The sequence below is a fragment of the Mesorhizobium sp. ES1-1 genome (assembly GCF_020164785.1).
Classification (GTDB): Bacteria; Pseudomonadota; Alphaproteobacteria; order Rhizobiales; family Rhizobiaceae; genus Mesorhizobium.
This window is the reverse complement of the sequence record NZ_JAIUGX010000010.1, coordinates 62,191-88,512: the sequence shown is the minus strand read 5'-3', so window position 1 is coordinate 88,512 and position 26,322 is coordinate 62,191. Positions and strand designations below refer to the sequence as shown.

Annotated in this window: 27 protein-coding genes and 1 tRNA gene; 15 read left to right on the top strand and 13 right to left on the bottom strand. The window is 61.2% G+C overall.

Going from position 1 to position 26,322, the window contains the following annotated elements; translation table 11 throughout:
* Positions 1–6 precede the first annotated feature (6 nt).
* Complete coding sequence (locus tag LB513_RS18020) at positions 7–1,827, bottom strand: extracellular solute-binding protein (protein ID WP_224664852.1); 1,821 nt, start codon at positions 1,825–1,827, stop codon at positions 7–9.
* A gap of 233 nt (positions 1,828–2,060) precedes the next feature.
* Here LB513_RS18020 and LB513_RS18015 point away from each other — a divergent pair, with 233 nt between their 5' ends.
* Positions 2,061–2,690 (top strand): invasion associated locus B family protein, encoded by a 630-nt coding sequence (locus LB513_RS18015; protein WP_224664851.1) that lies wholly within the window; start codon positions 2,061–2,063, stop codon positions 2,688–2,690.
* Between the two features lie 104 nt (positions 2,691–2,794).
* On the opposite strand, the gene hspQ is transcribed toward LB513_RS18015, so the two are convergent.
* Both hspQ and LB513_RS18005 read right to left on the bottom strand, forming a co-directional pair.
* A complete protein-coding gene (gene hspQ, locus LB513_RS18010) occupies positions 2,795–3,118 on the bottom strand; it encodes a heat shock protein HspQ (RefSeq protein WP_224664850.1) in 324 nt (107 codons plus the stop codon).
* A gap of 153 nt (positions 3,119–3,271) precedes the next feature.
* A complete protein-coding gene (locus LB513_RS18005) occupies positions 3,272–4,480 on the bottom strand; it encodes a UbiH/UbiF family hydroxylase (RefSeq protein ID WP_224664849.1) in 1,209 nt (402 codons plus the stop codon).
* 69 nt (positions 4,481–4,549) lie between these two features.
* Between LB513_RS18005 and LB513_RS18000 the strand changes: the two genes are divergently transcribed.
* The 8 genes from LB513_RS18000 (at position 4,550) to LB513_RS17965 (ending at position 12,810) form a co-directional block, all read left to right on the top strand.
* On the top strand, positions 4,550–5,488 hold the full coding sequence (locus LB513_RS18000) for a DUF2182 domain-containing protein (RefSeq protein ID WP_224664848.1): 939 nt from the start codon (positions 4,550–4,552) through the stop codon (positions 5,486–5,488).
* 14 nt (positions 5,489–5,502) lie between these two features.
* Entirely contained in the window at positions 5,503–6,117 is a 615-nt protein-coding gene (locus LB513_RS17995) for a DUF1326 domain-containing protein (protein WP_224664847.1), read from the top strand.
* An 11-nt stretch (positions 6,118–6,128) separates the two neighbouring features.
* Positions 6,129–6,935, top strand: a complete 807-nt coding sequence (gene pcsA, locus LB513_RS17990) for a phosphatidylcholine synthase (RefSeq protein ID WP_224665000.1) — start codon at positions 6,129–6,131, stop codon at positions 6,933–6,935.
* Positions 6,936–6,961: 26 nt separating this feature from the next.
* Positions 6,962–7,939: a quinone oxidoreductase family protein gene (locus tag LB513_RS17985; RefSeq protein WP_224664846.1), complete on the top strand. Its 978-nt coding sequence runs from the start codon at positions 6,962–6,964 to the stop codon at positions 7,937–7,939.
* Between the two features lie 133 nt (positions 7,940–8,072).
* Positions 8,073–9,650, top strand: a complete 1,578-nt coding sequence (locus LB513_RS17980; RefSeq protein ID WP_224664845.1) for an ABC transporter ATP-binding protein — start codon at positions 8,073–8,075, stop codon at positions 9,648–9,650.
* On the top strand, positions 9,647–10,777 hold the full coding sequence (locus LB513_RS17975; protein ID WP_224664844.1) for an ABC transporter permease: 1,131 nt from the start codon (positions 9,647–9,649) through the stop codon (positions 10,775–10,777). The genes LB513_RS17980 and LB513_RS17975 overlap by 4 nt, the downstream gene beginning before the upstream one ends.
* Positions 10,777–11,697 (top strand): ABC transporter permease, encoded by a 921-nt coding sequence (locus LB513_RS17970; RefSeq protein WP_224664843.1) that lies wholly within the window; start codon positions 10,777–10,779, stop codon positions 11,695–11,697. Before LB513_RS17975 ends, LB513_RS17970 begins: the two co-directional genes overlap by 1 nt.
* A gap of 45 nt (positions 11,698–11,742) precedes the next feature.
* Positions 11,743–12,810 carry a BMP family ABC transporter substrate-binding protein gene (locus tag LB513_RS17965; RefSeq protein ID WP_224664842.1) on the top strand — a complete coding sequence of 356 codons (1,068 nt, stop codon included), beginning with the start codon at positions 11,743–11,745 and terminating at the stop codon, positions 12,808–12,810.
* Between the two features lie 77 nt (positions 12,811–12,887).
* Here the strand turns inward: LB513_RS17965 and rimO are convergent, their stop codons facing one another.
* The 5 genes from rimO to LB513_RS17940 form a co-directional block, all read right to left on the bottom strand.
* Positions 12,888–14,201, bottom strand: a complete 1,314-nt coding sequence (rimO, locus tag LB513_RS17960; protein ID WP_224664841.1) for a 30S ribosomal protein S12 methylthiotransferase RimO — start codon at positions 14,199–14,201, stop codon at positions 12,888–12,890.
* Between the two features lie 115 nt (positions 14,202–14,316).
* Positions 14,317–14,976, bottom strand: coding sequence for a TerC family protein (locus LB513_RS17955; protein WP_224664840.1), 660 nt, complete (start codon positions 14,974–14,976; stop codon positions 14,317–14,319).
* A gap of 194 nt (positions 14,977–15,170) precedes the next feature.
* Positions 15,171–15,578, bottom strand: a complete 408-nt coding sequence (locus tag LB513_RS17950) for a DUF930 domain-containing protein (protein ID WP_224664839.1) — start codon at positions 15,576–15,578, stop codon at positions 15,171–15,173.
* Between the two features lie 56 nt (positions 15,579–15,634).
* Positions 15,635–16,336 carry a DUF2161 domain-containing phosphodiesterase gene (locus tag LB513_RS17945; RefSeq protein WP_224664838.1) on the bottom strand — a complete coding sequence of 234 codons (702 nt, stop codon included), beginning with the start codon at positions 16,334–16,336 and terminating at the stop codon, positions 15,635–15,637.
* Between the two features lie 126 nt (positions 16,337–16,462).
* Positions 16,463–16,552, bottom strand: a tRNA-Ser gene (locus tag LB513_RS17940).
* Positions 16,553–16,901: 349 nt separating this feature from the next.
* On the opposite strand from LB513_RS17940, the gene LB513_RS17935 reads away from it, so the two are divergent.
* Entirely contained in the window at positions 16,902–17,138 is a 237-nt protein-coding gene (locus tag LB513_RS17935) for a DUF6894 family protein (protein ID WP_224664837.1), read from the top strand.
* Here LB513_RS17935 and LB513_RS17930 read toward each other — a convergent pair.
* Positions 17,135–17,356 (bottom strand): hypothetical protein, encoded by a 222-nt coding sequence (locus LB513_RS17930; RefSeq protein ID WP_224664836.1) that lies wholly within the window; start codon positions 17,354–17,356, stop codon positions 17,135–17,137. The two genes, LB513_RS17935 and LB513_RS17930, sit on opposite strands and share 4 nt — an antisense overlap.
* 646 nt (positions 17,357–18,002) lie before the next feature.
* Here LB513_RS17930 and LB513_RS17925 point away from each other — a divergent pair.
* The 3 genes from LB513_RS17925 to LB513_RS17915 all read left to right on the top strand — a co-directional run bounded on the left by LB513_RS17925 (position 18,003) and on the right by LB513_RS17915 (position 20,612).
* A complete protein-coding gene (locus LB513_RS17925; RefSeq protein WP_224664835.1) occupies positions 18,003–18,338 on the top strand; it encodes a hypothetical protein in 336 nt (111 codons plus the stop codon).
* A 539-nt stretch (positions 18,339–18,877) separates the two neighbouring features.
* Positions 18,878–20,053: a zinc-dependent alcohol dehydrogenase gene (locus tag LB513_RS17920; RefSeq protein ID WP_224664834.1), complete on the top strand. Its 1,176-nt coding sequence runs from the start codon at positions 18,878–18,880 to the stop codon at positions 20,051–20,053.
* Positions 20,054–20,063: 10 nt separating this feature from the next.
* On the top strand, positions 20,064–20,612 hold the full coding sequence (locus LB513_RS17915; RefSeq protein WP_224664833.1) for a hypothetical protein: 549 nt from the start codon (positions 20,064–20,066) through the stop codon (positions 20,610–20,612).
* 20 nt (positions 20,613–20,632) lie between these two features.
* Here the strand turns inward: LB513_RS17915 and LB513_RS17910 are convergent, their stop codons facing one another.
* Positions 20,633–21,766 carry a hypothetical protein gene (locus LB513_RS17910; RefSeq protein WP_224664832.1) on the bottom strand — a complete coding sequence of 378 codons (1,134 nt, stop codon included), beginning with the start codon at positions 21,764–21,766 and terminating at the stop codon, positions 20,633–20,635.
* 358 nt (positions 21,767–22,124) lie between these two features.
* On the opposite strand from LB513_RS17910, the gene LB513_RS17905 reads away from it, so the two are divergent.
* Together LB513_RS17905 and LB513_RS17900 are read left to right on the top strand one after the other, a co-directional pair.
* Positions 22,125–22,787 (top strand): Crp/Fnr family transcriptional regulator, encoded by a 663-nt coding sequence (locus tag LB513_RS17905; protein ID WP_224664831.1) that lies wholly within the window; start codon positions 22,125–22,127, stop codon positions 22,785–22,787.
* A 13-nt stretch (positions 22,788–22,800) separates the two neighbouring features.
* The gene (locus tag LB513_RS17900) at positions 22,801–23,058 is read left to right on the top strand and encodes a DUF6894 family protein (protein ID WP_224664830.1); all 258 of its coding nucleotides are present in this window, start codon (positions 22,801–22,803) and stop codon (positions 23,056–23,058) included.
* Between the two features lie 427 nt (positions 23,059–23,485).
* On the opposite strand, the gene LB513_RS17895 is transcribed toward LB513_RS17900, so the two are convergent.
* The 3 genes from LB513_RS17895 to LB513_RS17885 form a co-directional block, all read right to left on the bottom strand.
* Positions 23,486–24,373, bottom strand: coding sequence for an MBL fold metallo-hydrolase (locus LB513_RS17895; protein WP_224664829.1), 888 nt, complete (start codon positions 24,371–24,373; stop codon positions 23,486–23,488).
* Positions 24,374–24,552: 179 nt separating this feature from the next.
* The gene (locus tag LB513_RS17890; RefSeq protein ID WP_224664828.1) at positions 24,553–25,035 is read right to left on the bottom strand and encodes a DUF2269 family protein; all 483 of its coding nucleotides are present in this window, start codon (positions 25,033–25,035) and stop codon (positions 24,553–24,555) included.
* Complete coding sequence (locus LB513_RS17885) at positions 25,035–26,321, bottom strand: SDR family oxidoreductase (protein WP_224664827.1); 1,287 nt, start codon at positions 26,319–26,321, stop codon at positions 25,035–25,037. Before LB513_RS17885 ends, LB513_RS17890 begins: the two co-directional genes overlap by 1 nt.
* Position 26,322: the final 1 nt, after the last annotated feature.

The following is a 26,322-nucleotide window of genomic DNA, read 5'->3' as shown; positions in this document are numbered from 1 at the left end:
TGAACCTCAGCTCGCCTTGCGCCACCAGGTCGGCAGTTGATATCCGAATATGGGCGTCTTTCGCGGGTGATCCAAGTAGCTCCAATAGGCAAGCCATTGCTGCGCATTGTGCTGCATGGGCACCATGTAGCCGCCCGAAATCAGCAGCCGATCGAGAACGCGAACGGCGGCGACATAGTCGTCCTTGGAGCGGGCCTGCAGCATGGCTTCGATCGCCGCGTCCACCGCTGGGTCCGCCACCCCGGCGAGATTGAACGACCCTTCCGCCTTGGCCGCCGCCGAACTCCAGCGGCCAGACTGTTCGATACCGGGCGACAGCGAATTGTTGAAGCCGCTCGACCCGACCAGCACTTCGAAATCGAAGCGCTGCTTGCGCGACTGTATCTGGTCGCCGTCAAGGCTGCGAATGGCGACGTTGATACCGATTTTCTCCAACGTACGCTGGAAAATGCCGGCAAGGCGCTCTTCGTCTTGCGAGGCGGTCAGGATCTCGAAACCGAATGGATTTCCGTCCGGGTCGAGCATCACCCCGTTCTGAACATGGTAGCCGGCACTGCTGAGCAGCGAGTAAGCGGCTTTCAAGACCTTGCGATCCTGGCCGGATCCATCGGTGACCGGCGGCCGCCACGTACCATCCATGACGTCGGCCGGAACACGCCCGGGGTAGGGGGCCAGGAGCGCCTTTTCCTTTTCGTCGGCGGGGTGGCCGAGCGCCGAAAGCTCGGAGCCCTGCCAGAAACTCATCGTGCGCGTGTACTTTCCGCCGAACAAATTCTTGTTGGCCCACTCGAAGTCGTAAAGCATGCCGAGCGCGCGTCGAACCACGGGGTTGGCGAATTTCTTCAATCGGGTGTTGAAGAGGAAACCCGTCACGACGGGCGGGACGCCGATGTCAAAGCTTTCGGCGATCACCTCGCCTCTGTGAAAAGCTGGGAAATCCAGGTCTCGCTCTCGCTTGACCGGGTCGCTGTCATCGTCGAAGGCGCAAACGCCTTTCTTGAACGCTTCCAGCTTGGCGTTGGCGTTGAGGAAATACTCGATGGATATGCGATCGTAATTGTCGAAGCCCCTCTTGGCGGGGATGTCCTTGCCCCAATAGTCGGGGTTGCGCTTGAAGACGATGCGTTGACCGGGCTGGACCTGTTCAATCGTATAGGGGCCGCTACCGATGAGCGGCTTCAGCGTGGTCTTGTCGAAGGTCTCCTTGTCGAAGGCATGCTTCGGGACGATCGGTGTCATGGCGATAATCAAGGGAAATTCGCGATCGGCTTTGTCGTTGAAGGTGAAGCGCACACTATGATCGCCGGTCTTTTCCAGCTTGGCGACCCTGGCCATGCGGTCACTGTATGGTGGGCGCCCCTTTTCGGTGAAGACATCGTAGCTGAACAGCACATCCTCCGGCGTCACCGGCTCCCCGTCCGACCATCTCGCCTTCGGGTTGAGGTGGAACTCGATGCTCTTGCGCTCCGGGTCCATGTCGGCGCTCTCGGCCAGCAGCCCGTAAAGAGAGAAGGCCTCGTCGGCATTGCGTTGCATCAGTGGCTCGAAGACCAGATTGCCGAAGATAGTGTCCATCATGCCCCGGGCCGTGGTGCGCAGGCTCTTGAGAATGAAGGGGTTGAGATTGTCGAAAGTGCCGACGACGCAGTAAGTGACGCTGCCGCCCTTCGGGGCGTCCGGATTGACGTAATCGAAATGCCCGTAGTCGGCCGGCAGAGCCGGTTCGCCCTGCATCGCAATGGCGTGCTTCGGCGCCGCCGTGGCCGGCAGATGCGAAAGGGCGAAAATTGGTATCGCGGCGATCAGCCAAACAAGAACGCGGCCCATGACCGTCTCCTAACTGGGTCGGCTTGATGATTCGGTGCGCACCCTAGCACGAGCCATGCGCGCACCCGCCAATCTCGTCGCCAACAATCGCGGGCTCCGGGCTGGATTCGATAGCGCTTGCAGTGTAACACGCCGGTCGAAGTCATTCTGTTGCCTCATTTCGGCAACAGGTAGCTGGACCACACGGCGCGAAGAAGCCGGTCCCGGGATCATTTTAAGAGGAAGTGCACCACATGACGAGCCTGAACAGCAACGCGTACCGCCTTTCGGTCATGGCCGCTGGCTTGGTCGGCTTTCTGGGCGCAGGGCTTCCCGCCGCTTCCGCACAGCAGCAACAGCAACTTCCGCAGGGCTGGTTCAAGGCTTGCACGAAGCAGGAAGACGTCGACATCTGCAACGTTCAGAACATCACCACCGCCGGCAACGGACAGCTTGTTACGGGCGTCAGCCTGATCGAGCTGAAAGGCAAAGTGAACCGCAAGGTTTTCCAGGTAACGGTCCCGACCGGCCGTCTGGTGCCCCCCGGCATCGGCCTTCAGATCGATACCGGCAAAGCCGTGAAGCTCGACTATGTGATCTGCTTCCCCGACCGTTGCGTGGCTGAAGTGCCGCTCACCGACCAACTCGTCAACTCGTTCAAGAAGGGCCAGGCGATCACTCTGACCTCGGTCAATTTCCAGAACCAGCCCAATCCGATCAAGATCGCCCTGCAGGGCTTCAGCGGCGCCTATGACGGTCCGGCGCTGCAGCAGTCGGACATCGAGGATCGGCAGAAGAAGCTTCAGGATTACGCGGCCAAGAACCAGCAGGACTTCGCCAAGAAGCTCAAGGCTGAGCAGGACAAGGCCAAGGCCGCGAACTGATCGCACTCAGACGAAGCGGACTTTTGGAATAGCAAAAGCGGGGCCCTCGGCTCCGCTTTTTTGATTCGGGGGCCGTTCTCGATCCCGAGCCGCCATGCGGGCAGTCAGTGCCTGGATTGCCCTTTCGGCTCGTAGCGCCCGTCAGGCTTCTTGTCGAACATCTCCTTGATCTGCGGATGCCGGACCGGCTCGCCGGACCGGTCCGCGAGCAGGTTCTGCTCCGAGACATAGGCTATGTATTCGGTTTCCGCATTCTCGGCGAGAAGATGGTAGAAGGGTTGGTCCTTACGCGGGCGCACGTCGGCAGGGATAGCTTCATACCACTCGTCCGTGTTGGCGAATTCAGGGTCTACGTCGAAGATGATTCCCCTGAAAGGAAACAGCCGGTGTCGAACCACCTCTCCGATTGCGAATTTGGCCGTTTTCATCCTACTCACCACTGAATCCTTACCTTTATTTGGCTTGTCCGGCGCGTCAATGCAATCCTGGAGCCTTTGCGCGTCTCCAAGCAACGTGGGACGCAACGGAAAGGTTTGGAGATTTGCCGATGGCAAGTTGGATCGCGCTACGCGGGCTGCTTGTCAGCTTTGCCGCCTTCGCCGTCCGCCGGCCAAAGCCGCGAACCCGCTGCCCGGACGAAGGCCTTCGCGCATGAAGAAAGCGCGAAGCGGTGCCAGGCCGCCCAGCACTCCAAGCCCGGCGACACGGGCCATCTGCGCCGGGAGCATGTCCGACAATAGCGAGATGTTGAGCAGATTGACGGCGCTGCTGCGCACCAGGATATCGGGACGGCGTTTGAAATCATAGGAGGCCAGCGCCTTGGCGGACCCAGGATCACTGCGGTTTTGCCGAGCAATAGCAACAAGATCGTCGACGTCCCTAATGCCGAGGTTGAGACCTTGCGCGCCAATCGGGGGAAAGACGTGCGCCGCTTCGCCGACAAGCGCCACCCGGTTGTGGGCGAACCGCAATGGGGTCACGGCCGAAAGCGGATAGATCTGCCGACCCGGCTCGACCGTCACCCGGCCCAGCATCGATTGCATCCTGTCTTCCACCCGCAACGAAAGGGCTTCGTCGTCCAATGCGGAAAGTTCCGTCGCGGTCTCCGGTTTGACGACCCAGACCAGGCTCGAGCGATTGCCGGGCAATGGGACCTGCGTGAACGGACCAGTCTCGGTGTGGAACTCGGTCGAGGTGAAGGCGTGGTCGCTGCTGTGGCCGAAAGTGAGAACCAGAGCCGCCTGCGGGTAGAAGCGAGCGGAGGTCGAGATGCCGGCCGCCTCGCGTGCCGGCGACGAGCGGCCATCCGCGGCGACCGCCAGCGACGCCTCTACCATGCTGGCGTCGGCGAGGATGGCACGAGCGCGCTCGGAAGAGAGCTCCCAAGTCGCCACCATCGAACGTCGCCATTCGATGCCGGGATGCCGTCCGGCCGCCTCCGCGAGCGCCTCATTGAGAACGCTATTTGGCAGGTTCAGCCCGAACTGGTCCTCGCTGATTTCGCTTGCGCGAAAGGTGACGACAGGGCCGCGGATCAGCCGGCTGGTGGCGTCGACGATACGCATGACCTTCAGCGGTGCCGCCCTGGCTTGGATGTCACCGAGAACGCTCAGCCTTTCAAGTGTGTCCAAGGCTGGGTTCATCAGAGCCGTCGTGCGGCCATCAGATCGCGAAGCCTCAGGCCCCACGAGCGTCACCGGGAAACCCGCATCGGCGAGAGCCAGCGCGGCGACCAGCCCTGCCGGCCCTGTGCCGGCAACGAGTATCCTCGCTGTGTCCTGATGCTCCAAGTTAGGCTGCCGCCCTCTATGCGAGGCAGCCCGTTTGGCCTGCCAGTTGATCCGCATATAGGTCAGATCATGCCGCTTGATCAACGCGGCGATTCGGCCCATTCGGAAGCCATGACCGGCCAGCAATATGATTTCCGCCATCTCGACCGCGCCGGCCGCGCCACGGCGAACATCGCGGTCGGTCCCCGTGTCACCGTCAACATCGCTGTCGGCGCCGCTATTTTGCTTGCCTGGCTGGTCCTTGCGGCGATGGCGGTCCGTGGCGCCGGGGGGCGGGGTGTAGGCGCCAGCGGCCCGGGCGACACGATCCTGCGCGCCCTGCCTGGACTCCCGCTGCCGGATTTCCTCGAACCCTTCTTCGCGCTTTGCCTCGCGCCAACGCCATTGGATGGACAGATCGGGCCCTGGTTCGGCGTGCTCGTGTTGATGTGGTTTGTGATGGCGCTCGCGACGATGCTGCCATCGGCCGCGCCAATGATCCGGACCTACTGCGAAATCGCCGATACGGCGCGGATCAAGGGGGAGGCCGTCGTCCATCCGCTGGTGCTGGTCGCTGGCTATCTGAGCGCGTGGTTCGTGGCCTCGGCGATGTTCGCTGCGCTGACCCTGGTCATTCATGCAGCCGCCCCGGCCAGTATCATGCTCGATCCGGTCGTCGGCATTGCCGGCGCACTCGCCTTGCTTGTCGCCGGACTTTATCAGTTCAGCGGTATGAAGGAAGCCTGCCTGGATAAGTGCAGGAACCCGTTCTCGATCCTGTTTTCGAATTGGAGCGCGCGGCCCGTCAGCATTTTCCGGCTTGGCTTCGTGCAAGGCATCTGGTGCCTCGGCTGCTGCTGGGCGCTTATGCTGGTGATGTTTGCCGTGGGCGTGATGAATATCTTCTGGATGGCCTTGATCGGGCTGTTCACACTGATCGAAAAACAAACCACTAGCAGGGTTCCAACGCGGCTTAGCGGTGCGATACTGCTTGTCTGGGCAGCCGCGCTCCTAGTAGTCTCGGCGTAGTGGGGGAAATTCCGATGGAGGATCAAGGCTGGGCAATGAAGGGAGAGCTCGTACTCTCCTGCAATTGCACAGTTTTTTGCCCTTGCGTGCTGTCGCTCGGGAATCATCCGCCGACCGAAGGCTATTGCCAGACCTGGGCTGGTTTCCGCATCGATGCGGGGCATTTCGGCAACGTTGACCTGTCGGGACTGAACCTCGGCCTGGTCATGGAAATTCCAGGCTATATGAGCCGCGGCAACTGGACTGCGGGACTGTTCATCGACAAGCGCGCCTCGGTGTATGCGGTCAAGGCACTCACCAGGATTTTCACCGGCAAGGCAGGCGGAACCACATCCTTGCTCTCCATCCTCGTCGGCAAATTTCTTGGTGTCGAACAGGTGCCGATTACTTATGAAACGCGCGACAAGACACGCATCTTCCAGATACCGAAGATCATTGACGGAGCGGTGACACCGATCCAGGGCAAGGATCACGACAAGGATACGGTGATCAGCAATTCGCAATATTGGATTGCGCCGGAGATCATCGTGGCCAAGTCCGACAAGAGCAAGATGCGGGCCTTCGGCCGTAACTGGAATTTCGCGGGCCGGTCGGCCGAAATATGCAAGCTGGATTGGCGGGGCCCGTGAGCAAGAACAGTATGCCCAGGAAAACCACCGCCAGAAAGATCACGGACCGGATTCCGCGGCCGAAAAAGAAAGTCACCTGGCCGCAGGCGAGGGCCTTTTCCGTCCATCTTCTAACAGCGTCGGGCTCGTTCCTGGCCTTCCTGTCGCTGGTCGCGGCGAGCGAGGAACGCTGGACCGCGATGTTCTGGTGGCTCGGCCTGGCCTTGTTCGTCGATGGCATCGACGGTCCGATCGCGCGCAAACTCGAGGTCAAGGAAATCCTGCCGACGTGGTCGGGAGAACTGCTCGACAACATCATCGACTACGTGACTTACGTGCTCATTCCCGCTTTCGCGCTGTACCAGCGTGGGTTCATGGGCGAGGGGCTGTCGTTCCTGTCGGCTGCGATCATCGTCGTTTCCAGCGCGATCTACTACGCAGACACCGGCATGAAGACGAAGGAGAATTTCTTCAAGGGATTCCCCGTGGTCTGGAACATGGTTGTGTTCACATTGTTCGTCATCGAGCCCGGGCAATGGGTGTCATTCGCGGTTGTGGTGGTGGCCGGCATCCTCACATTCGTGCCTATCAACTTTATCCACCCGGTGCGTGTGGTCCGGTTGCGGCGGATCAATCTGGCGATGACGCTGTTGTGGTGCGCTTTTGGTGCGCTGGCGCTGGCTCAGGCGGCTCTTGCCGCATTCTACGATCAGATCGGAGTGTTGGGCGAGCAGGTCAGCAGCTTCACCAAGATCGGCATTACCGCCACCGGGCTTTATCTCGCCTGCATCGGTGGGATCATGCAGGTCTTTCCTAACCTGGGCGCCAAGAAGCCCTGATCCGCCGCTCTCAAGGAATCCGAAACATGTCCAAAGCAGTCCGAATCCACTCCCATGGCGGCCCGGAAGTCCTGACTTATGAGGACTGCGATCCGGGTCGGCCGGGTGCTGGGCAGATCCTGATCAAGCACACGGTGATTGGGCTGAATTTCATCGATGTCTACCATCGCTCGGGCCTTTATCCGCCGCCGGGCGGATTTCCCCTGATTGCGGGCAGCGAGGCGGCCGGCTTCGTTTTGGAAATCGGCCAGGACGTCGATTGGCTTAAGCCCGGTGATCGCGTCGCCTACACGACCAATGTCGGCGCCTATGCCGAGCAGCGCGTCATCGCCGCCGACCTTGTGGTCAAGGTGCCGGACGGCGTCAGTGACGAGCAGGCCGCCGCCATGATGCTGAAGGGCATGACGGCCGAATATCTGCTTCGGCGCACCTTCAAGGTGAAGGCGGGCGACACGATCCTGTTTCATGCCGCGGCCGGCGGCGTCGGGCTGATCCTCGGGCAATGGGCCAAACACCTTGGCGCGACCGTCATCGGCACCGCAAGTTCGACCGACAAGATCGAACTCGCCAGGAAACACGGGTTCGATCATGTCATCAACTACAAGGAGCAGGATTTCGTCGCCGGCGTAGCGGCCATCACAGGTGGTACGAAATGCGACGTCGTCTACGATTCCATCGGCAAGGACACATTTCCGGCGTCTCTCGACTGCCTGAAGCCGCTCGGCATGTTCGTCAGCTTTGGCCAGTCGTCGGGACCGATCCCGCCCTTCAGCATGTCTTTGCTGGCGCAAAAGGGATCCCTGTTTGCGACCAGGCCGACGCTGTTCGTCTACAATGCCAAACGCAAGGACCTCGATGCGTCCGCCGCAGCGTTGTTCGACGTTGTGCTGAGCGGCGCCGTCGAGATCAAGATCAACCAGCGCTACGCGCTCAAGGATGCCGCCAAGGCGCATGCCGACCTCGAAGGCCGCAGGACGACCGGAACCACCATTCTCATCCCTTAGCTGCGATTGACTTGCTATCCCTTGAATTTCAGCTGAAATTCTTGAAGCTCTTTCAAGACGTGTGTCGGTTTCCGACCGGAGCCGGCCGCGCCTACGATGCTTGTGGGAACACAGAACATATCTGGCAAACCAGATGGGAGGCACTGTGAGTGCAGATCAGGACGGCACGAACCTGTTAGAGGTTCGTGGCCTTACCAAGATATTCGGCACGCTGACGGCATGCGATCATGTCGACCTCAACATCGCCAGGGGTGAAATCCACGCTTTGCTCGGCGAAAACGGCGCGGGCAAGTCGACGCTGGTCAAGATGCTGTTCGGCTCGCTCGAGCCCAATTCTGGGCAGATCTTCTGGAATGGCGAGCCCGTCAGGATCACGAGTCCCGGCGTCGCCAAGAAGCTGGGCATCGGCATGGTGTTCCAGCACTTCTCCCTCTTCGAGGCGCTGACGGCTGCCGAAAACATTGCCCTGTCGCTGGATGACGGCTCACCGATCGGCAGCATCGCGGCGAAAGCGAGAGCCCTTTCCTACAGTTACGGCCTTCCGCTCGACCCGGACTCCCTGGTCGGCGATTTGTCGGTGGGCGAGCGTCAACGCATCGAGATCATCCGCTGCCTGTTGCAGGCGCCGCAACTCATCATTCTGGACGAGCCGACCTCGGTGCTGACGCCGCAGGAAGCCGACAAGCTCTTCGAGACACTGGACCGCCTTCGTGCGGAGGGAAAGTCGATCCTCTACATTTCGCATCGTCTTGAGGAGGTCAAACGCATCTGCGACCGCGCCACCGTGCTACGGCATGGGAAGGTGGTTGGCCACTGCAATCCGCGTGACGAGACGGCCGCCTCGCTGGCCCGTATGATGGTCGGCAGTGAGGTACAGGCCGTTGTGCGCGCCCCTGTGGCTGGGCTCGAAGCCGCGCAGCCGCTTCTCGAAATCCGCAACCTCAGCCGTAAGCCGGCAACGCCCTTCTCCATTCCGCTCAGGAATATCAGCCTGACTGTTCGCGCCGGCGAAGTGATCGGCATCGCCGGGGTCGCCGGGAACGGCCAGGGCGAATTCTTCGAATCCGTATCCGGCGAAGTGTTGCAACAGGATGCAGCCTCGGTGCGCATTCGCAGCAAGGATGCCGGCGGGCTGAGCATCACAGGTCGCCGGCTTCTCGGCGCCGCCTTCGTGCCTGAGGAGCGTCTTGGCCACGGCGCCGCGCCGCGCATGAAGCTTTCGGAAAATCTGCTCCTGTCGCGCCATGCCACTGACGGCAAGGCCTTCGTCGGCATCGGTGGAATTGTCGGAAGCGGCGCGATCCAGACAGCCGCGCAACGGATCATCAAGGCGATGGACGTGCGCAAGAGCGCTCCCGATCCGGAGGCCGCCGCGCTTTCTGGCGGCAACCTGCAGAAATTCATCGTTGGTCGCGAGTTGGATCGCTCGCCAAGCGTGATGGTTGTCAACCAGCCGACATGGGGCGTCGACGCCGGCGCCGCCGCCCGCATCCGACAGGCCCTGATCGAACTGTCGCGCAGCGGATCGGCAGTTCTGGTGATCAGCCAGGACCTCGACGAACTCTTCGAGATATCCGATGCGATCGCCGTAATGCACAATGGCGAATTGTCGAAGCCTATGCCGATCGCCGAGGCGACGTTCGAGAGGATTGGGCTGCTGATGGGCGGGGCCGAGCCGGGCCACGCCGAACATGGCCTGGAGATCGCGTGATGCGCCTCGAACTCGTCAAGCGCCCGCAGCGCTCCATGCTGTTTTCGGCACTGTCGCCGTTCATTGCCTTTGCCCTGACCATCATTGCGGGCGCTGTTCTGTTCGCCCTGCTCGGCGTCAATCCGCTGACTGCCTTCAACATCTATTTCATCGAGCCGGTCAGCCAGGTTTGGCAGTTGCATGAGCTGGCGATCAAGGCGGCGCCCCTCATCCTGATCGCCGTCGGCCTGTCTGTCTGCTACAAGGCAAACATCTGGAACATCGGCGCCGAAGGCCAATTCATCTTCGGCGGCATCTTCGGCTCGATCCTTCCAGTGATGTTCCCGCAATTCGAAGGCCCGCTGGTGCTCCCGCTGATGCTCTTGTTGGGCATGGTCGGCGGCGCGGCCTACGCGGCAATCCCGGCTCTGCTTAAGACACGCTTCAACACCAACGAGATCCTGACCAGCCTGATGCTGGTCTACGTCGCGCAGCTCTTCCTCGACTGGCTGGTTCGCGGCCCATGGCGCGATCCGCAGGGCCATGGCTTCCCGCAGACGATCCAGTTCGGCGACTGGGCGATCCTGCCCGAGCTCATGCCGGATGCCGGGCGCGCGAATTGGGGGATCGTCTTCGCGCTGGTCGCGGCGGTGCTGGTCTGGATCCTGATGAGCCGCATGCTGAAGGGTTTCGAGGTCCGCGTGATGGGCTCCAGCCCCAGGGCAGGGCGCTTTGCCGGCTTCGGTCTCGATCGGATGGTGTTCTTCGCCTTCCTGCTGTCGGGGGCGCTGGCCGGTCTTGCAGGCATTTCCGAGGTTTCCGGTGCCATCGGCCAGCTGCAGCCTGTGATCTCGCCCGGCTACGGCTTCACCGCCATCATCGTCGCCTTCCTCGGCCGCCTCAATCCTCTGGGCATCGTCGCCGCGGGCCTCGTGCTGGCGCTGACCTATCTCGGCGGCGAGGCGGTGCAGAGCGCGCTGGGCATTTCCGACAAGGTAGCGAGAGTGTTCCAAGGCATGCTTTTGTTCTTCGTGCTCGGCTGTGACACACTCATCCACTACCGCATTCGCCTGGTCGGGCTGGCGCTGGCCGCGCCGGACAGCACAGTCAAACGCGATGCCTCGTCGAAGCTCAAGGAAGCAAGCTGATGGACATCGCCGTCAACATCCTTTTGACGATTGCCACGGCAGCGACGCCGCTTCTGATCGCTGCAATCGGCGAACTGGTGGTCGAGCGCTCCGGCGTGCTCAATCTGGGCGTCGAGGGCATGATGATCATGGGCGCGGTCGGCGGCTTCGGCGCCGGCTACCTGACCGGTTCGCCCTGGATCGGGCTGCTGGCGGCGATCGCCATGGGTGCGCTGTTCTCGCTGCTGTTTGCCGTCATGACGCTGTCGCTGGCCACCAATCAGGTGGCAACGGGCCTGTCGCTGACATTGCTCGGCCTCGGTCTGTCCGGCATGATGGGCACCAATTTCGTAGGGCAGCCGGGGGTCAGGCTGCCAAATCTCGATATCCCCGGCCTGACCTCCTTTCCAGTGATCGGCAGGCTGCTGTTCGGCCAGGATCCAATCTTCTACATCTCGATCGCGCTGACAGCGGCCGTCATGTGGTTCCTGTTCAAGACGCGCACCGGACTGACTCTTCGCTCGATAGGCGACAGCCACAGCTCGGCCCATGCGCTCGGCATCAGGGTGATCCGCTACCGCTACCTCTCGGTGATCTTCGGAGGCGCCTGTGCCGGCCTTGCCGGCGGACACCTGTCGCTGGTCTATACGCCGCAGTGGGTCGAGAACATGACAGCAGGGCGGGGCTGGATCGCCCTGGCACTGGTGGTGTTCGCGTCGTGGCGGCCGTGGCGGGTGCTGGCCGGCGCGTACATTTTCGGCGCGGTTTGGATCGGACAGCTTCATGCACAGGCTTTTGGCATTCCGGTGCCATCGCAGGTGCTTTCTGCGCTGCCCTATCTGGCAACGGTCGTCGTTCTCGTTCTAATCTCGCGCAACAAGCGTCTGACCATGATGAACACGCCGGCTTCGCTGGGGCAGCCGTTCGTTCCGGATCGCTGACAACAAAACGGGAAGCCCCAAGGCTTAACACAGAGAGGTAACACGATGAAAAAAATGCTCATTGCCCTGATGACGACGACGGCGGCTTTGTCGCTGGCGGCGTCGGCGGAGGCAGCCGACAAGTTTAAAGCCTGTTGGGTCTATACCGGCCCGATCGGCGATTTCGGCTATTCCTACCAGCATGACCAGGGCCGCCTCGAGGTCGAGAAGGCGCTCGGCGACAAAGTGGAGACCGCCTATCTCGAAAACGTTTCGGAAGGCCCCGATGCCGACCGCGCGTTCGAGCGCCTGGCGCGCGAAGGCTGCAAGCTCATCTTTGGCACCTCGTTCGGCTTCATGGATGCCGAGGTGAAAGTCGCGAAGAAGTTTCCCAAGGTGATGTTCGAGCACGCGACCGGCTATAAGTCGGGCGACAATCTCGGTCTCTACAATGCGCGCTTCTATGAAGGTCGCTACGTGCTAGGCCAGATCGCGGCCAAGGAATCGAAGTCCGGCGTCGCCGGCTACATCGTGTCCTTCCCCATCCCCGAAGTCGTCATGGGCATCAACTCGTTCATGCTCGGCGCTCAGTCGATCAACCCGAACTTCAAGGCCAAGATCGTCTGGGTCAATTCGTGGTTCGATCCGGGCAAGGAAGCAGACGCAGCCAAGGCCCTGTTCGACCAGGGTGCCGACATCATCGTCCAGCACACCGATTCGACCGCCGCCCTGCAGGTTGCCGAGGAGCGCAAGCTGCATGGCTTTGGCCAATCATCCGATATGATCAAGTTCGCCCCGACCGCGCAGCTCACCTCGCTGACGGACGAATGGGGTCCCTACTACATCAGCCGCGTGCAGGCAGCCATCGACGGCACCTGGAAGCCGGACAATGTCTGGCTGGGGATCAAGGACGGCGCCGTCAAGCTCGCCCCCTATACCAACATGCCCGACGATGTGAAGGCGATGGCCGAGGCGACCGAGAAGAAGATCGCCGGCGGCTGGAATCCCTTTACCGGCCCGATCGCCAAGCAGGACGGCACCCCCTGGCTGAAGGAGGGCGAGGTTGCCGACGACGGCACCCTGCTCGGCATGAACTTCTACGTCAAAGGTGTTGACGACAAGCTGCCGCAATAAGCTGCGGAGAACTCGAGACGAAAGGAAAGGGCGCCCACGCGGCGCCCTTTTCATTTGTTTATCCGGCCAGGAAAGGCTCAGACGGCAGAGCCGTAGAGATCATAGGCATCGGCACGCTCGATCTTGACGGTGACGATTTCGCCGGAGCGCAACGGGCGCCGCGACTGGATATGGACCGAGCCGTCGATCTCGGGCGCGTCATATTTGGTGCGACCCTTCGCCGAAGTGCCATGCGCTTCGTCGATCAGCACCGGGAGGCGCTTGCCAACCTTTCTCGCCAACTGCGTCGCCGAGATTTTCTGCTGGCGCTGCATGAAGCGATGCCAGCGCGCTTCCTTGATTTCCTGCGGGACCTGTTCGAGACCAAGATCGTTGGACCGCGCGCCCCTAACCGGCTCGTATTTGAAGCAGCCGGCGCGGTCGATTTTCGCTTCATCGAGCCAGTCGAGAAGCATTTCGAAATCCTCGTCGGTTTCGCCCGGGAAGCCGACGATGAAAGTTGAGCGGATGGCGAGATCGGGACACACGTCCCGCCAGCCTCGAATACGCTCAAGCGTCTTTTCGCCATGCGCGGGGCGGCGCATGTTCCGCAGCACTTGCGGCGAGGCATGCTGGAACGGGATATCGAGATAGGGAAGGATCTTTCCGTCGGCCATCAGCGGAATGACGTCGGCGACATGCGGATAGGGATACACATAGTGCATCCGTACCCAAATCCCGAGCTTGCCGAGTTCCTCTGAAAGATCGAGGAATTTCGCCCGCACTTCGCGGTCACCGAACATCGACGTCTGGTACTTGATGTCGACGCCGTAGGCGCTGGTATCCTGCGAAATGACCAGCAGTTCCTTGACGCCTGCCTTGGCCAGTTTTTCGGCCTCGCGCAGCACATCGCCAGCAGGCCGCGAGACGAGGTCGCCACGCAGCGCAGGGATGATGCAGAAGGTACAGCGGTTGTTGCAGCCTTCCGAAATCTTGAGATAGGCATAATGGCGCGGCGTCAGCTTCACGCCCTGCGGCGGCAGCAGGTCGATGTAGGGATCGTGCGTGGGCGGCGACGCCTCGTGCACGGCGGCCATCACGCTCTCATAGGCTTGCGGCCCGGTGATGGCCAGAACGTTCGGGTGTCTCTCGCGAATGACGTCCGGTTCGGCGCCGAGGCAGCCGGTGACGATGACCCTGCCATTCTCCGAAAGCGCCGAGCCGATGGCATTGAGCGACTCGTCACGGGCGGAATCAAGGAAGCCGCAGGTGTTGACGACGACGAGGTCGGCACCGTCGTGCTTGCGGGCAATCTCATAGCCTTCCGCGCGCAGACGCGTGATGATGCGCTCGGAATCGACAAGCGCTTTCGGGCATCCAAGACTGACGAAACTCACGCGAGGAGCGGACATATAAGGGTTCCGGGTTTTCGGGATCGGCGGCGCATACCACACTTATTGCGGCATTGGTATGGGCGTCCGTCCGCGATCGCTGGCTCCCGGCAGGGCTCCGCGCAGGCGAGTATCGTCAACTCACCGCATTGCTCACATGCGGCCAGACTTCGACGACACCGCGATAGACCATGTCGATCGCGACATAGAGGATGATCAGCAATCCGATATAGGCTATCCAGCGGTGGCGATGCAGCAGCTTGGCGATGAAACTGGCCGCCAGGCCCATCAGTGCGATTGACAGCACGAGACCGATGACCAGCACCGGGAAATGATCGCGTGCGGCGCCGGCGACCGCCAGGACATTGTCGAGCGACATTGACACATCGGCGACGACGATCTGCATCGCGGCCTGGCCGAGCGTCTTGCGCCTCGACTTGCCTGCCACCGCCTGGTCATTGTTCAGGTCCGAATTTGACAGCGCTTCGGTCGCCTCCAATTCGTCGGCATGGGACGTGCGTAGCTCGCGATACATCTTCCAGCAGACCCAAAGCAGCAGGATGCCGCCGGCAAGCAGCAGGCCGACGATGGCCAGCAACTTGACCGTGACAGCGGCAAAACCGATGCGCAGCACCGTTGCCGCCAGCACGCCGATGAGGATCGCCTTCTTGCGCTGCTCGGAGGGGAGGCCGGCCGCGGCGAGGCCGATGACGATCGCATTGTCTCCGGCCAGCACGAGGTCGATGGCAATGACCTGGAGCAAAGCGGTAAGGCTGGCAGCGCTGAAAATATCCATCGACTGGAAGCCCTTGCTGGTTCGGCGAGTGTCGTCGATTAAACAGAGGGCCTAACTTGGCGGTCCAGTGGCGTCAAGGCTTTGTCCATGCGCTCGCTCAAGGCCACGGTACCAATCATCTCCGAAGCCATTGATTTAAAAGACTGAGAGCCGCGCTCCGTCGAGCGGACAAAGATCCGCATTGGTCGACAAGATCAATCGTAAAGATTGTATTTCGCCCAGTCGGCCTCGGGAATCTCATCGCCGATGCGGTAGCGGAGCTGGAGAACCTCCATGTGGTCCGGGCCCGTCTGGCATTTGAATTTCAGCCGGTACCACTGCCCTTTGCTGCGAAACGCCGCTCCCGGGCTCCTGATTGCATCGGCGCTCATTTCGGGAGTGGCGAAGGCGTAGGCGACGACGCGGTCGGCCTTGAACTTGCGGTCATCATGGGTGATCCGATCGAGCACCTCGGCATCGCAGCGCTGTTCGAGGCGGGTCTGCGGATCGAGTTTCATCAGGCCGGCGCGCAAGGCATCGTCCATCGCGCTGGCCGGAAAAGCCAGCATCACGAAAGCCATGGCTGCAATGCAGACAGTCTTCATGGGCGCGACAAGCACCATATTCTGTCCGAAAAATCAACCGAGCGGCTGGCTTCGCTGAGCGATGACATCTGCATTCAGGCCGACGGCGCGATCAAGATCTCGTGTCGAACTTCATCCTGCGACGCCTCTTGCGGCCAACGAAGCAGCGAGGCGCGGCCTGCATCGGTAAGATCGTAGAGGCCACGGTCGACGCGCGCGAACCAACCATAGACATTATGCAGCAGGATTTTCGGGGCGATCGGCGTCAATGGAGTGAGATCGCGCGGCCGCTTGGGTCCATCGGTCATCGCGGCGGCACAGGTGAGGGCGCTCTGGCGGTAGGCCGTCATGATGGGACTGCGCGATCCGCCGCCCGCGACGGGATCGCCGCGACGGCGCCGGTGCTCATCGACAAGGCGGGAACGCCGCCGAGCGTTCTTGCGCGGCGCGAGCGCGGCCGGACTGAGAAGTAGCTCGATCCGGTCGTTCGCGGTCACGCCAAGAAGGCCGAAGCCAAGCCGGCGACAGAGATTACGAAACCGCGCATCGCTTTCGCGGCCTTTGCCCCGCACCGACATGCGCGCCGCCAGCCACACCTCGTCGCAGGCCGCCGCACGGTCGACGCCCTGAAGCACCAGTTCGAGGTTGAACTGCAGCTTCAGTTCACAAATCACGACGATGGGCGGCTCGCCATCGCGCAACGCGACGATGTCGCAGCCGCCGATTTCGCCCTTGACGGCGTAGTCCAGGCTTTCGAGGAACCGCTTCACCGGCCCATAGAGCGAGGTCTCGTTCATGTCCCAAGGCTTAGCCGATTCGGATGCGGATGAAAGGCGGCTGGTTTGAAACGGAGACTTGGCCGATCGTCGAGAACACGCCCGCGACAGACTGTCACCCATGTCTCCGGACCAACCCTGACAAAGTGGCGGAGGAAGTGGGATTCGAACCCACGGTGAGCTTGCACCCACGCCGGTTTTCAAGACCGGTGCCTTAAACCGCTCGGCCATTCCTCCATCGTGATTTTCCAATCACTAGGTCTATTACTGCCTGCCTCATTCTGCCTGTTGGCACCGCATTGGCACCGACGGCGTTCCCGACCGGTTCGCGCTTCATTCCTGTAGTGCGGCATTGAGGGCCGCGTCAACCACCGCTGCGGCACCTTCCTGTTGGCCGGGGAGCAGGTGCGCATAACGTGCGGAGTTAAACACCGCCAGGTGGCGGCTGGCGAAGCGATGTTCCTGCCAAAATGTAGAAGGCGACCCAGCACCCTTATCCCGCTGGCTTCTGCCGGCGGGCTGGTGGCGTTTGTGGCTTTGGTAAGAATCGTACGGAACCAATATTCGCGCTGTGAAGTTCGAGTCCATGGCGCGATATTACTTCGATTATTTCGACAGCGAGGACGTTCCCATTCCCGATACGGATGGGGCGGATTTGCCAAGTTTTCACGCCGCCAAAAATGAGGCCGTGAAGGCCCTGAGCGGGTTAGCGGGCGACATACGCTTAAACGGCAGGCACAGGGTGCTGCAGTTTACGATCCGCGATGACGGGGGGCGTGAGCTCTGCCTAGTGTCTCTCCAACTGGAAGTGCAGCCGCTCTAATTTTGTTCGCGGCCGAAACAGCCCAGCCTCGGGTCAACCGCCAAACCGCCGGCTCGATTCTTCATGGCTTCGAAGATGACCTCCAACACGCTGTCCGTCTCCTCGGCAATTTCGTTAGGGTCAAGTCCTGCCTGCACCGCCGCCTTCATCGCCTGACCGGCGAGGTCGCTGATAAAGACCGGATCATCAGAATCCGTGGCCGGCAAATGCTCGGCCATCCATTTGTCAAGAAAGTCGATCCCGCGTGTGCTCATGGGGATGAAAGCTGCCCGATTCGAATATGTTCCGTGCGCGTTTATCAGGCATTAATGCCGGCCGCGGGAGGCTTCGCTGTTGCGCTACTGGGGCTTTCTACCGTGGCTACGATGGCGGGCGACATCGCTTCCGCCTCGTAACAACCAGGGAGACCGGCAGCAATTCGAGGGTGGCGTTCGCATAACGCCCGCAACGGCGCGTGATCCATAACCCCGAAACGCCGTCACCGATTGCCCGGATGTCGCTGTCGATGTACCCAAGGTGGAGGCTGAGCAGATCGGGGATGTCGCCTGCAAGGCGCAAGGCGGTGATCTGCGCTGGCCGTCGCCTTGCCTGCCTGGAGGTTGTAGCCAACCTCACAATAATGTTGATGCAGTGCGATGGCGCGTCTCCCACTGACTAGATCGTGGGTCGCACCGCCCTCACATTTCCGGACAGGGATCGAGGCAAGGCTACAAGTGACGTCAGGGTTGACAGGAAATTAATCTTAGAGACAGGCCTTGGGCCTGAAACATGAGAGGCTGCCAAGTGAGTATTGCAAGATCGGCGCGAGCATTTTTCGTTGTCTCACTGCTTTCGGCGTGCGCCACCCCATACGGCGAGCCGGGAATGCTGGGCGGCGTAAAAGCAACACCGACGTCGAAAGACACCTATAGCATCGTTGCGGGGGGCAATTCCTGGACCGATGTGAGCACAATGAGGGACTTCGCGCTCTTAAAGGCGGCGGAGACGACCCTGGCGGCACATGAAACGCGTTTTGAGATAGTTAGTATAACTGACAAGACAACCGAGATGCCGGTTTATGCGAGCGGAGTCTTCATGACGATGAAGAAGCCCGGTATCGAAATGATCATCAAGACGCCCGTCGCGCCAGGCGCACCAAACGCACAGGATGCAGCTCAGATCATTCAAACGCTTGGGCCGAGACTCAAAAAGAAGTCTTGAGCTTGGCCGTCGGTCCTGGATCCCGCGCGGTCCGGCTGTGAGCAGAGCAGGGCAGGTTATCACATCTCAGTCAAAGAGGGTCTACGACAGGCCTCGCTTCAGTATCTCAATGATGAGAATGACGGCGCAGCTAAATGGGACCGAGCGGACAACGACATTGTCGGATCGGCGACCAGGAACCTGAAGAGATCGAAGCGGGACGGAAGCGCGGGATTCGGCAGAATGCGGCTTGTGGCAGGGGTCATGGTCAAAGCCCGCTGACTGCGGTGGAGTCGACCTTCGGAAGCTTCGCGTGGATCTAGTCTCATCATCCAGGGGCAGGCCCCCCACAAAGGCATGGCTGCGCGTTGCGTTCGTGGATAGCGCCCACCTTTCGCAGACACACTTAAAAATTTCCTCAAGAGTTCGGAACATAGGTCCACCCTCTTGGTTCGGCGTGCATTGGGCACATTCGATCCTCCACGTGGAAGCGACATGCTTCTGATCAGAGGCGTGCGTGCTTCTCGGTTGATTAGACTGACGCACAGAGGAGCAAGCTATTGCGAGCACTTGTTTGGCATGGAAAGGAAGACATACGCTGTGACGAGGTTTCCGATCCGCAGATCGAGGACGAGCGTGACGCGATCATCAGGGTGACAAGCTGTGCGATCTGCGGTTCGGACCTTCACCTGTACCATAACTATGTGCCAGCCATGCTGCCCGGCGACATTATGGGCCATGAGATGATGGGGGAGGTCGTCGAGGTCGGCAAGGGCATCAACGGTGCCCTAAAAAAGGGTGATCGCATCGTCGTCCCGTTCACGATCATTTGCGGTCAGTGCGACCAGTGCAAGCGGCAGAATTTTTCGGTTTGCGAACGTTCCAACCGCAAGAAGAACCTCGGCGAAAAGGTCTTCGGGCACGCGACGGCGGGTCTGTTCGGCTACACCCACCTAACCGGCGGCTACCCGGGGGGACAGGCGGAATACATGCGCGTGCCTTTTGCCGACGCCACGCACATCAAGGTGCCTGACAGCCTTACCGACGAGCAGGTGCTCTTCCTGGGCGATATCTTTCCCACCGGCTGGCAGGCGGCGGCGCAGTGCGACATAGAACCCACCGATACGGTTGCGATCTGGGGCTGCGGCCCGGTTGGTCAAATGGCAATACGCAGTGCCCTGCTGCTCGGCGCCAAGCAGGTACTCGCGATCGACTGCTTGCCTGAGCGGCTTTCCATGGCCGCAGCCGGCGGCGCCATCACCATCAATTTCGCCAAGGAAAGTGTCGTCGAACGGCTGAACGACCTGACCGGCGGAAAAGGCCCGGAGAAGTGCATCGACTGCGTCGGCATGGAGAGCCACGTGTCGCTCGCCCAGCCGGACACGATCTACGACCGCGCGAAGCAGATGATGCTGCTGGAAAATGACCGGCCGCATGTGCTGCGCGAGATGATCTATGTCTGCCGGCCGGCGGGCGTGATCTCGATCCCGGGAGTCTACAGCGGGCTCGTCGACAAGATCCCGATGGGTCAGGCGATGAACAAGGGCCTCAGTTTCCGCATGGGTCAGACGCATGTGAACCGCTGGACCGGCGATCTTTTGCACCGCATCGAGGAGGGGCAGATCGACCCATCCTTCGTCATCACCCATACAGTCGGCCTCGAGCAGGGACCCGAGATGTACAAGGTGTTTCGGGACAAGCAGGACAGCTGCATCAAGGTTGTGTTGAAACCGTAGGGAAATCCTCATGAGCGTTGCTGACAGACTTACCAACATTACCCGATCGCCCGGGGATCCCAAAGTACTCAAGGCTGGCCCGAGCGCCCTCGGAGCGACTGACAATCTGGCCCACAAGCTCAGCTGGTTCAGCATCGCGCTTGGCGTCGTCGAGCTCGTCGGTGCCGAACGGATCGCGGGCGCGCTTGGCATGCGCGGCAAGGAACACCTGATCCGCGCCTATGGCGCCCGCGAGATCAGCAGCGGCATTCTCTCGCTTTCCGTGGATAAGCAGGCTGGGCTGTGGAGCCGGGTGGCCGGCGACGGGCTCGACATAGCAACGCTGCTGGCGGCCTACCGGCATGACAATCCAAAGCGTGACAATGTGGGCCTTGCGCTCGCCATGGTGGCCGGTATCTCATTGCTCGACGTGATCGCTGCCAAAGGTGTTACCGCGCGCCACTCCCGCGGCGCGACAAAGCCACGTGACTACAGCGACAGAAGCGGTTTCCCCGGGGGCCTTGCCGCAGCTCGCAGCGCTTCTCGCTCCGGGCGTACTCAGGAACCCGGAGCAGCCTGATGGGCTTGCCCGGCCTAGCTCTACGCGACCTTCGATAGGTCGCACCGCGCCAGGCCATAACGCCAGAGGTGGTTGGTCTCGGCCACCCGGCTCTGGTAGAACAGAGTGAGTTGCTGATCGCTGATCATGACGGTCGAGTGGCCATTCTCGCCGTTTTCGCCGGGATCCAGCACCGGCCCGGCGCTCACGTAGGGCCCGCCGACGTCGTCGGCGATGGCGAAAAACACGCGCTGCCGATTGCCGCGCTGGCCCTCTGGGAGGAAACAGGTCGCGTTAAGCAAGACGCGGCCATCCGGCAGTCCGACCAGTTGGGCGCCTTCGATCCCCCATTCATAGTCGGGATGTTCGCGCCCATTGTGGTGAGGAACATCGGCGTGGTCGAGAATCTTGCCGACGCGTTTCCACGGGCCGAACCATGAATCGGATTGACTGCGGGCCAGATAGACGTCGGGTTGAGGCACCCGGCTGAACTTTGGCATGCCGGAATAGACAAGATAACGTTGTCCGCCGATGATCGCGGGATGGGGATCGTAGATGCCATCCTCGCCGGTGTCGGGTATCGATTCTAGCGCCGAATTGAGCACGACCCAGTGAAAGCCGTCATTCGACACGGCATGCTCGCAACGTCCGCCGGATTTCATGAATTCCGTCTGGATGAACATGTGGAAGACCCCGGTCTCATGAATGACGCCCGGAGCGGCAACACCTGACCCTTTGACACCCAGATCGATGACCGGGTGCTCCATCCAGGGACCATAAAGATCAGGCGCGGTGGCGTGCAGGATGCCCCAGATCTCTGTGGTGACTGCACCACTTGAGCCGAAGATATGCCACTGCGTTCCGTCGAAAACCGGACAAGGGTCCTTCAGGTCTTCCACGCTCGCCGGCTGAAACAGGGGGAAAACGTTGCTATCGAAAATGAATTTCACTTCCGTCTCTTTCGGTGTGCTTGAGTGTCCAGGTCTGGCTGTACCTTGCCGGACCGGTTGAGCCCAACTGCCGGTTAGCGCGGCGCATCTTCGTTGACTTGTAGGGAAGTTTCCAAGCCTTGATGCGGCAATGTCGCACCGAAACTCGCCGACCCAGTTTATGTCCGCGCCGGTACTGAAAGCAACACGACGATCTGACAGCGGAGAGATTTCCATCGAGATCATAGATGCGGGGGCCGAGCTAGTCCTCCAATCCGATGTTCTTCTGGGATTTGCGGTGAGTAATTCCATCGCGATCCATGACTGATTCTTCAGGGCGACGTCTAAACCGCACGGAGCATTCACATTGAAGATCATGTCTCCGGGGAGATTCTATCTGGCAACGCGGAGCGGCCCGGCGCGGCTTCAGACTATTGCTCCAGCTACCTCAGGCGCGTCATCAACGCCACTTGGAACATTCCGCGCGGAAAAGAGTTCGGCTGCAAAACGTACTGGATCAGCCATTTTGTCCTCCACCTCAACCTCGGAAGTCCTCATTCGCAAGCTGCAGAGAATATCCAGCCTCCGGGAGTCTGACCTGGCGGTGCTAAGGGGCATCTCGATCCATGAGAAGGAGTTCCAGGCCAATCAAGACCTCGTGCTTGAAGGCGACCGGCCCTCGCATTCGTTTGTCCTCGTCGACGGCTTGGTGGGCTCGACCAAATATACAGGCGACGGCAAGCGGCAGATCACATCCTTCTTTGTCACAGGCGATATACCGGACTTGCACGGGCTGCATCTCTCCGCGATGGACTGCACCTTCTCGACGCTGACGCCGTCGCGCGTCGGCTTCATGCGGCACGACACGCTGCGCTCCATCTGCGAACAGCACCCCAGAATCGCCGCGGCCTTCTGGCGCTCGACGCTGGTAGACGCGGCGATCTACCGGGAATGGGTGACCAATGTCGGGCGGCGCGAAGCTTTCACGCGTACGGCTCACATATTATGTGAGCTCATCTACAGATTGCGTGCGGTTGGACGCATCGATGACCATATAGCCGACATTCCGATTACCCAGGCAGCGCTTGGCGACGCTCTGGGTCTGTCGACCGTGCATGTGAACAGAACGCTGCAGGAGCTGCGCCGCAAGGGCCTGATCGCCACATCGGGCGGCCAGGTGCAAGCCAAGAACTGGCCAAACCTTGTCCGCGCCGGAGACTTCGACACGACCTACCTGCACCACCGCAACCCCGAAGCGGCGTTGTGACGGAAGCTCTCCCATGGCAAGATATTTCTTTGACAGTGGCGACCCAAACCATGTCTTCGAAGACGAGATCGGCATTGAATGCGCGGGACTTGAAGAAGCGCGCCGCGCAGGCCTTGACGGCCTGAAAGACCTAACCAAGGACACGCTGAAGGACTTCGACGGGCAGCAATTATTCGTTGAGGTTCGGAATGAAAATGGCGACAAACTCTTGAGGCTCAGCCTCAGTCTCAAGGTTACCGCCATGGATGACAGGCTCAACGAGAGACTCTGAAGGCCTCGAATTGCCGAGCGATGCGCTTGACGCTTGAGCCGTGCGAAAGCTGCCTGCCGTGTTGAAGCAGCGTGTTTCGCCGCGTCGGAGGGGCCCAAGGCATATCTTCATTGCTGTGATGCCACCTCTCCAGCAGGGTTTCGCCAATGGGTCGGCGGAGCCGGCATTCGAAATCCATGGCCGCAGTTCGTCGAGATGGCGAATGCGACACACCGCTTGGCAACCAGCGGCGTTACTCAGATCATCCAATACCATGGCGGTTTCGACGGCGACGCCTTGCCTGTCTTGGCCGAGACAGTTTTTGACCGGCTTACGTTCGAGCCCCGCTGGACATGAATTTTCGCGGCGACGCGCTGGGACACTCGACTATCCTCATCGCCACATGAACATCCGTCTGCTGCTGGATCGTCTCTGGCATTGCCGGAGCTCAGGACTGCCGGTACACCTCGCCGTTCTCGACGGTAGCGGGATGGCGCACATATCTCGACTGAGGCGGAACGGCGACTTGGCCGAACCGCTCGACAAGCCGATCGAGACCTTGCCGCATGCCGATGCCCGACACTGGAGCGCCATGCCCGGTGATGACAAGCTCCGGCTTCAGCGCCGCCAACTGCCGTACCGACGTCTCGGCGGCCTCCCAGTCGGGCGTAAAGTAGCGCGGTGGACCATGCATCTCCAGTTTCTGCACGGCCACTTCGTAAGCCGATTCCTGGCCCGTGGTGATGAACGCATCGCCGGCAATCAGCGTCCGGTCCTCCTCGCGCCAGAGCGAGACATGTCCGGGCGCATGGCCAGGCGTGTGCAGCCATTGCCAACCCGGCATGGCGGGGACGGAACCATCGGCCGGCAGCGGGTTAAGGCGTTGGCCGAGGTCGATCGGACTGGAGGGGAAAAGCGGGGACAGCAGTGCCAGCAATCCGCCGCCAACCCAGGGATCCGGCGTCGGATACGAGGCCGACCCGTCGAGATAGGGACGCTCCAGCGGATGCGCGTAGACCGGCGCGTCCCAAAGCTTTGCCAGCGCCAGCACGGTTCCGACATGGTCGAAATGGCCATGGGTGAGAATGATCGCCGCCGGTGCCGCGTTTTTACCGAAACGCTTCTCGGCGACCTCGACGATGCTGCTGCGCGAGGTCGGCAAACCCGTGTCGATCAAGACCCAGTTGCGGTCGCCGCTGCCTGGCATACCGAAAAAAACGACGTTGACGATGGAGAGCCGGAGATAGCAGAGGTCGGGCGTGATGCTCCAAGCGCCATCGCCGCGATCCTCAACCCTCGCCCGATCACTGTCGGCAAGTCCGATCTGAATGGTCATGTGTTGTTGAATCCTTTTGTTCTAACTTCCAGACCGGCCCTGCCGACATCTGCCCCAATCCGGGCACTTCGGGTCTCAGCCGGCCGACGAGGCGGCTTGCTGTGCCAGTCGTCCATCCTTGTCGAACTTGGAGGCCGCAACGATGTTCCAGGGGGGAGCAAGAAAGCAAAGTCTGCGGCCTAAAAGCCGAACCGATTGATCAAAGGGCGCGAGATCATCAGCCAGAAGATGGCGAGCACAGCTGCGAAGGCCGGAAAGCCGAACGCAAACCACAGCCTGAACAGGCTGTTGTAGCGTCGTGGCGGAGGTTGCTGGGAAGCCGCAGCCTGCGAGGCGAGATTGCGCATTTCAATCTGCATCCACACGACCGGAAGCCAGAACAGGCCGGTGACGAAATAGAGCAGGATCGACAGAAGGATCCATCCCTCTTTCAGCGAGTAGCCGGCTTGCCAGGCCAGTAAGACGCCGGTGACGGGTTGGGCGACGACGGCCGTGGCGGTGAACACGAAATCGGCGATCACGACGATGCGCGCGACCGCCGCGATGGTCGCCGAGCTTCCGCTCCGGTGCGCGAGCAGCATGAAGAAGGCGATGCCGGCGCCTGTGCCCAGCAGCACGGCCGCTCCGATGACATGCAGGAACTTGAGCATGAAATAGACCATCAGCGTTCCTCCAGGACCGCCAGCCCGACAAGGTGCAGAACCAGGATCGGCAGGATTTTGAGGAACGGTCCGAGCGGCTCGTTCCACTGGTCCGGCCGCAGCACGGTCCCGGCCACGGCATACAAAAGAGCCACCGCGATCGCCCCGTACAGACCCAGCCGGCTGGTTGGGCGCCAGGCGATCAGGGCGCCGACCGCTACGTCGGCCATCGCGCCGGCGACGACCGCCTGTTCAGCCAGCGGAGCAATGGCGGTGCCGGCCAGCAACTCGACGCCAATGCGCCAACCGGTGGTCAGGGAAACGATGCCGGTCGTGATCCAGAAGAAGGGCAGTACGGTGAAGATCGCCGGCTTGATGAAATAGAGACGCGCAAACCATCGCTCCTGCACCGTCGCTGGATAGCGGTTGAGCGCGGATTCGAGGGTCGAGGGTTGGATCCCTGTCGCCGCGATCCACGGGGTGGGGTCGCCCGTGGCGCCCCGCACGATCTCCTTTGCGGCGTTGCTGCGCATTGGCGGGCGCCAGCCGAGCACAGCCGCAGCATCACCGATCCAGTACAGGGCTGCCGCGACGCGACCGGTCAGGGGAAATTCTCGAGCCGGCCTCCAGCCGAGCCAGCGGCGATAGAGGCCGACAACCTCGTTCATCGGCAGCGCGTTAGGTCCGGCAAGGTCAAGCGCAAGCCGCGAGGGGCTGTCGGGCCGGAGAAAATGCACGACGGTGGCGATCACGTCCTCCAATTGTACAACTTGAAGCCGACCCGTGTCCGGCATCACCGGCAACAAGGGCAACGCGGAAAGGCCGCGAAACAGCGCGCTGGCGCCGAACGCCGGCCGGCCAAGGACAACCGAAGGACGCAGGATGACCCAGTCCAGATCGCGTACCATCAAAGCCCGGTCGCCAGCGAGCTTGCTGGCCGAAAAGGCGGATGGCTGCAGCCGATCGACGCCTATTGCCGAGAAGTGAATGATCTTTCGCACGCCTGCCTGTTCACAGGCGGCAAAGAGGGCCGAGGCGCCGCCCGCATGAACGCCGCCGGTGTTTTCTTGGGGGCTGTCTTGCAGCACGCCGGCGCAGTTGACCACGGCATCGACCCCCATCAGATGGAGGCCCCAGTCCTGCGTCCGAAGCGCCTTCGCCATGTCGAGGATGAGGGGCGGCGGGCCGGGAAAGGGCGCTCCGCTGGTATGATGCAGCACCCGAACGACTTGATGTCCGTCGGTTGCCAGCCGCGCGCAAAGCGAGGCTCCGATCAGGCCCGTTGCGCCGGTGACGAGGACCCTCATC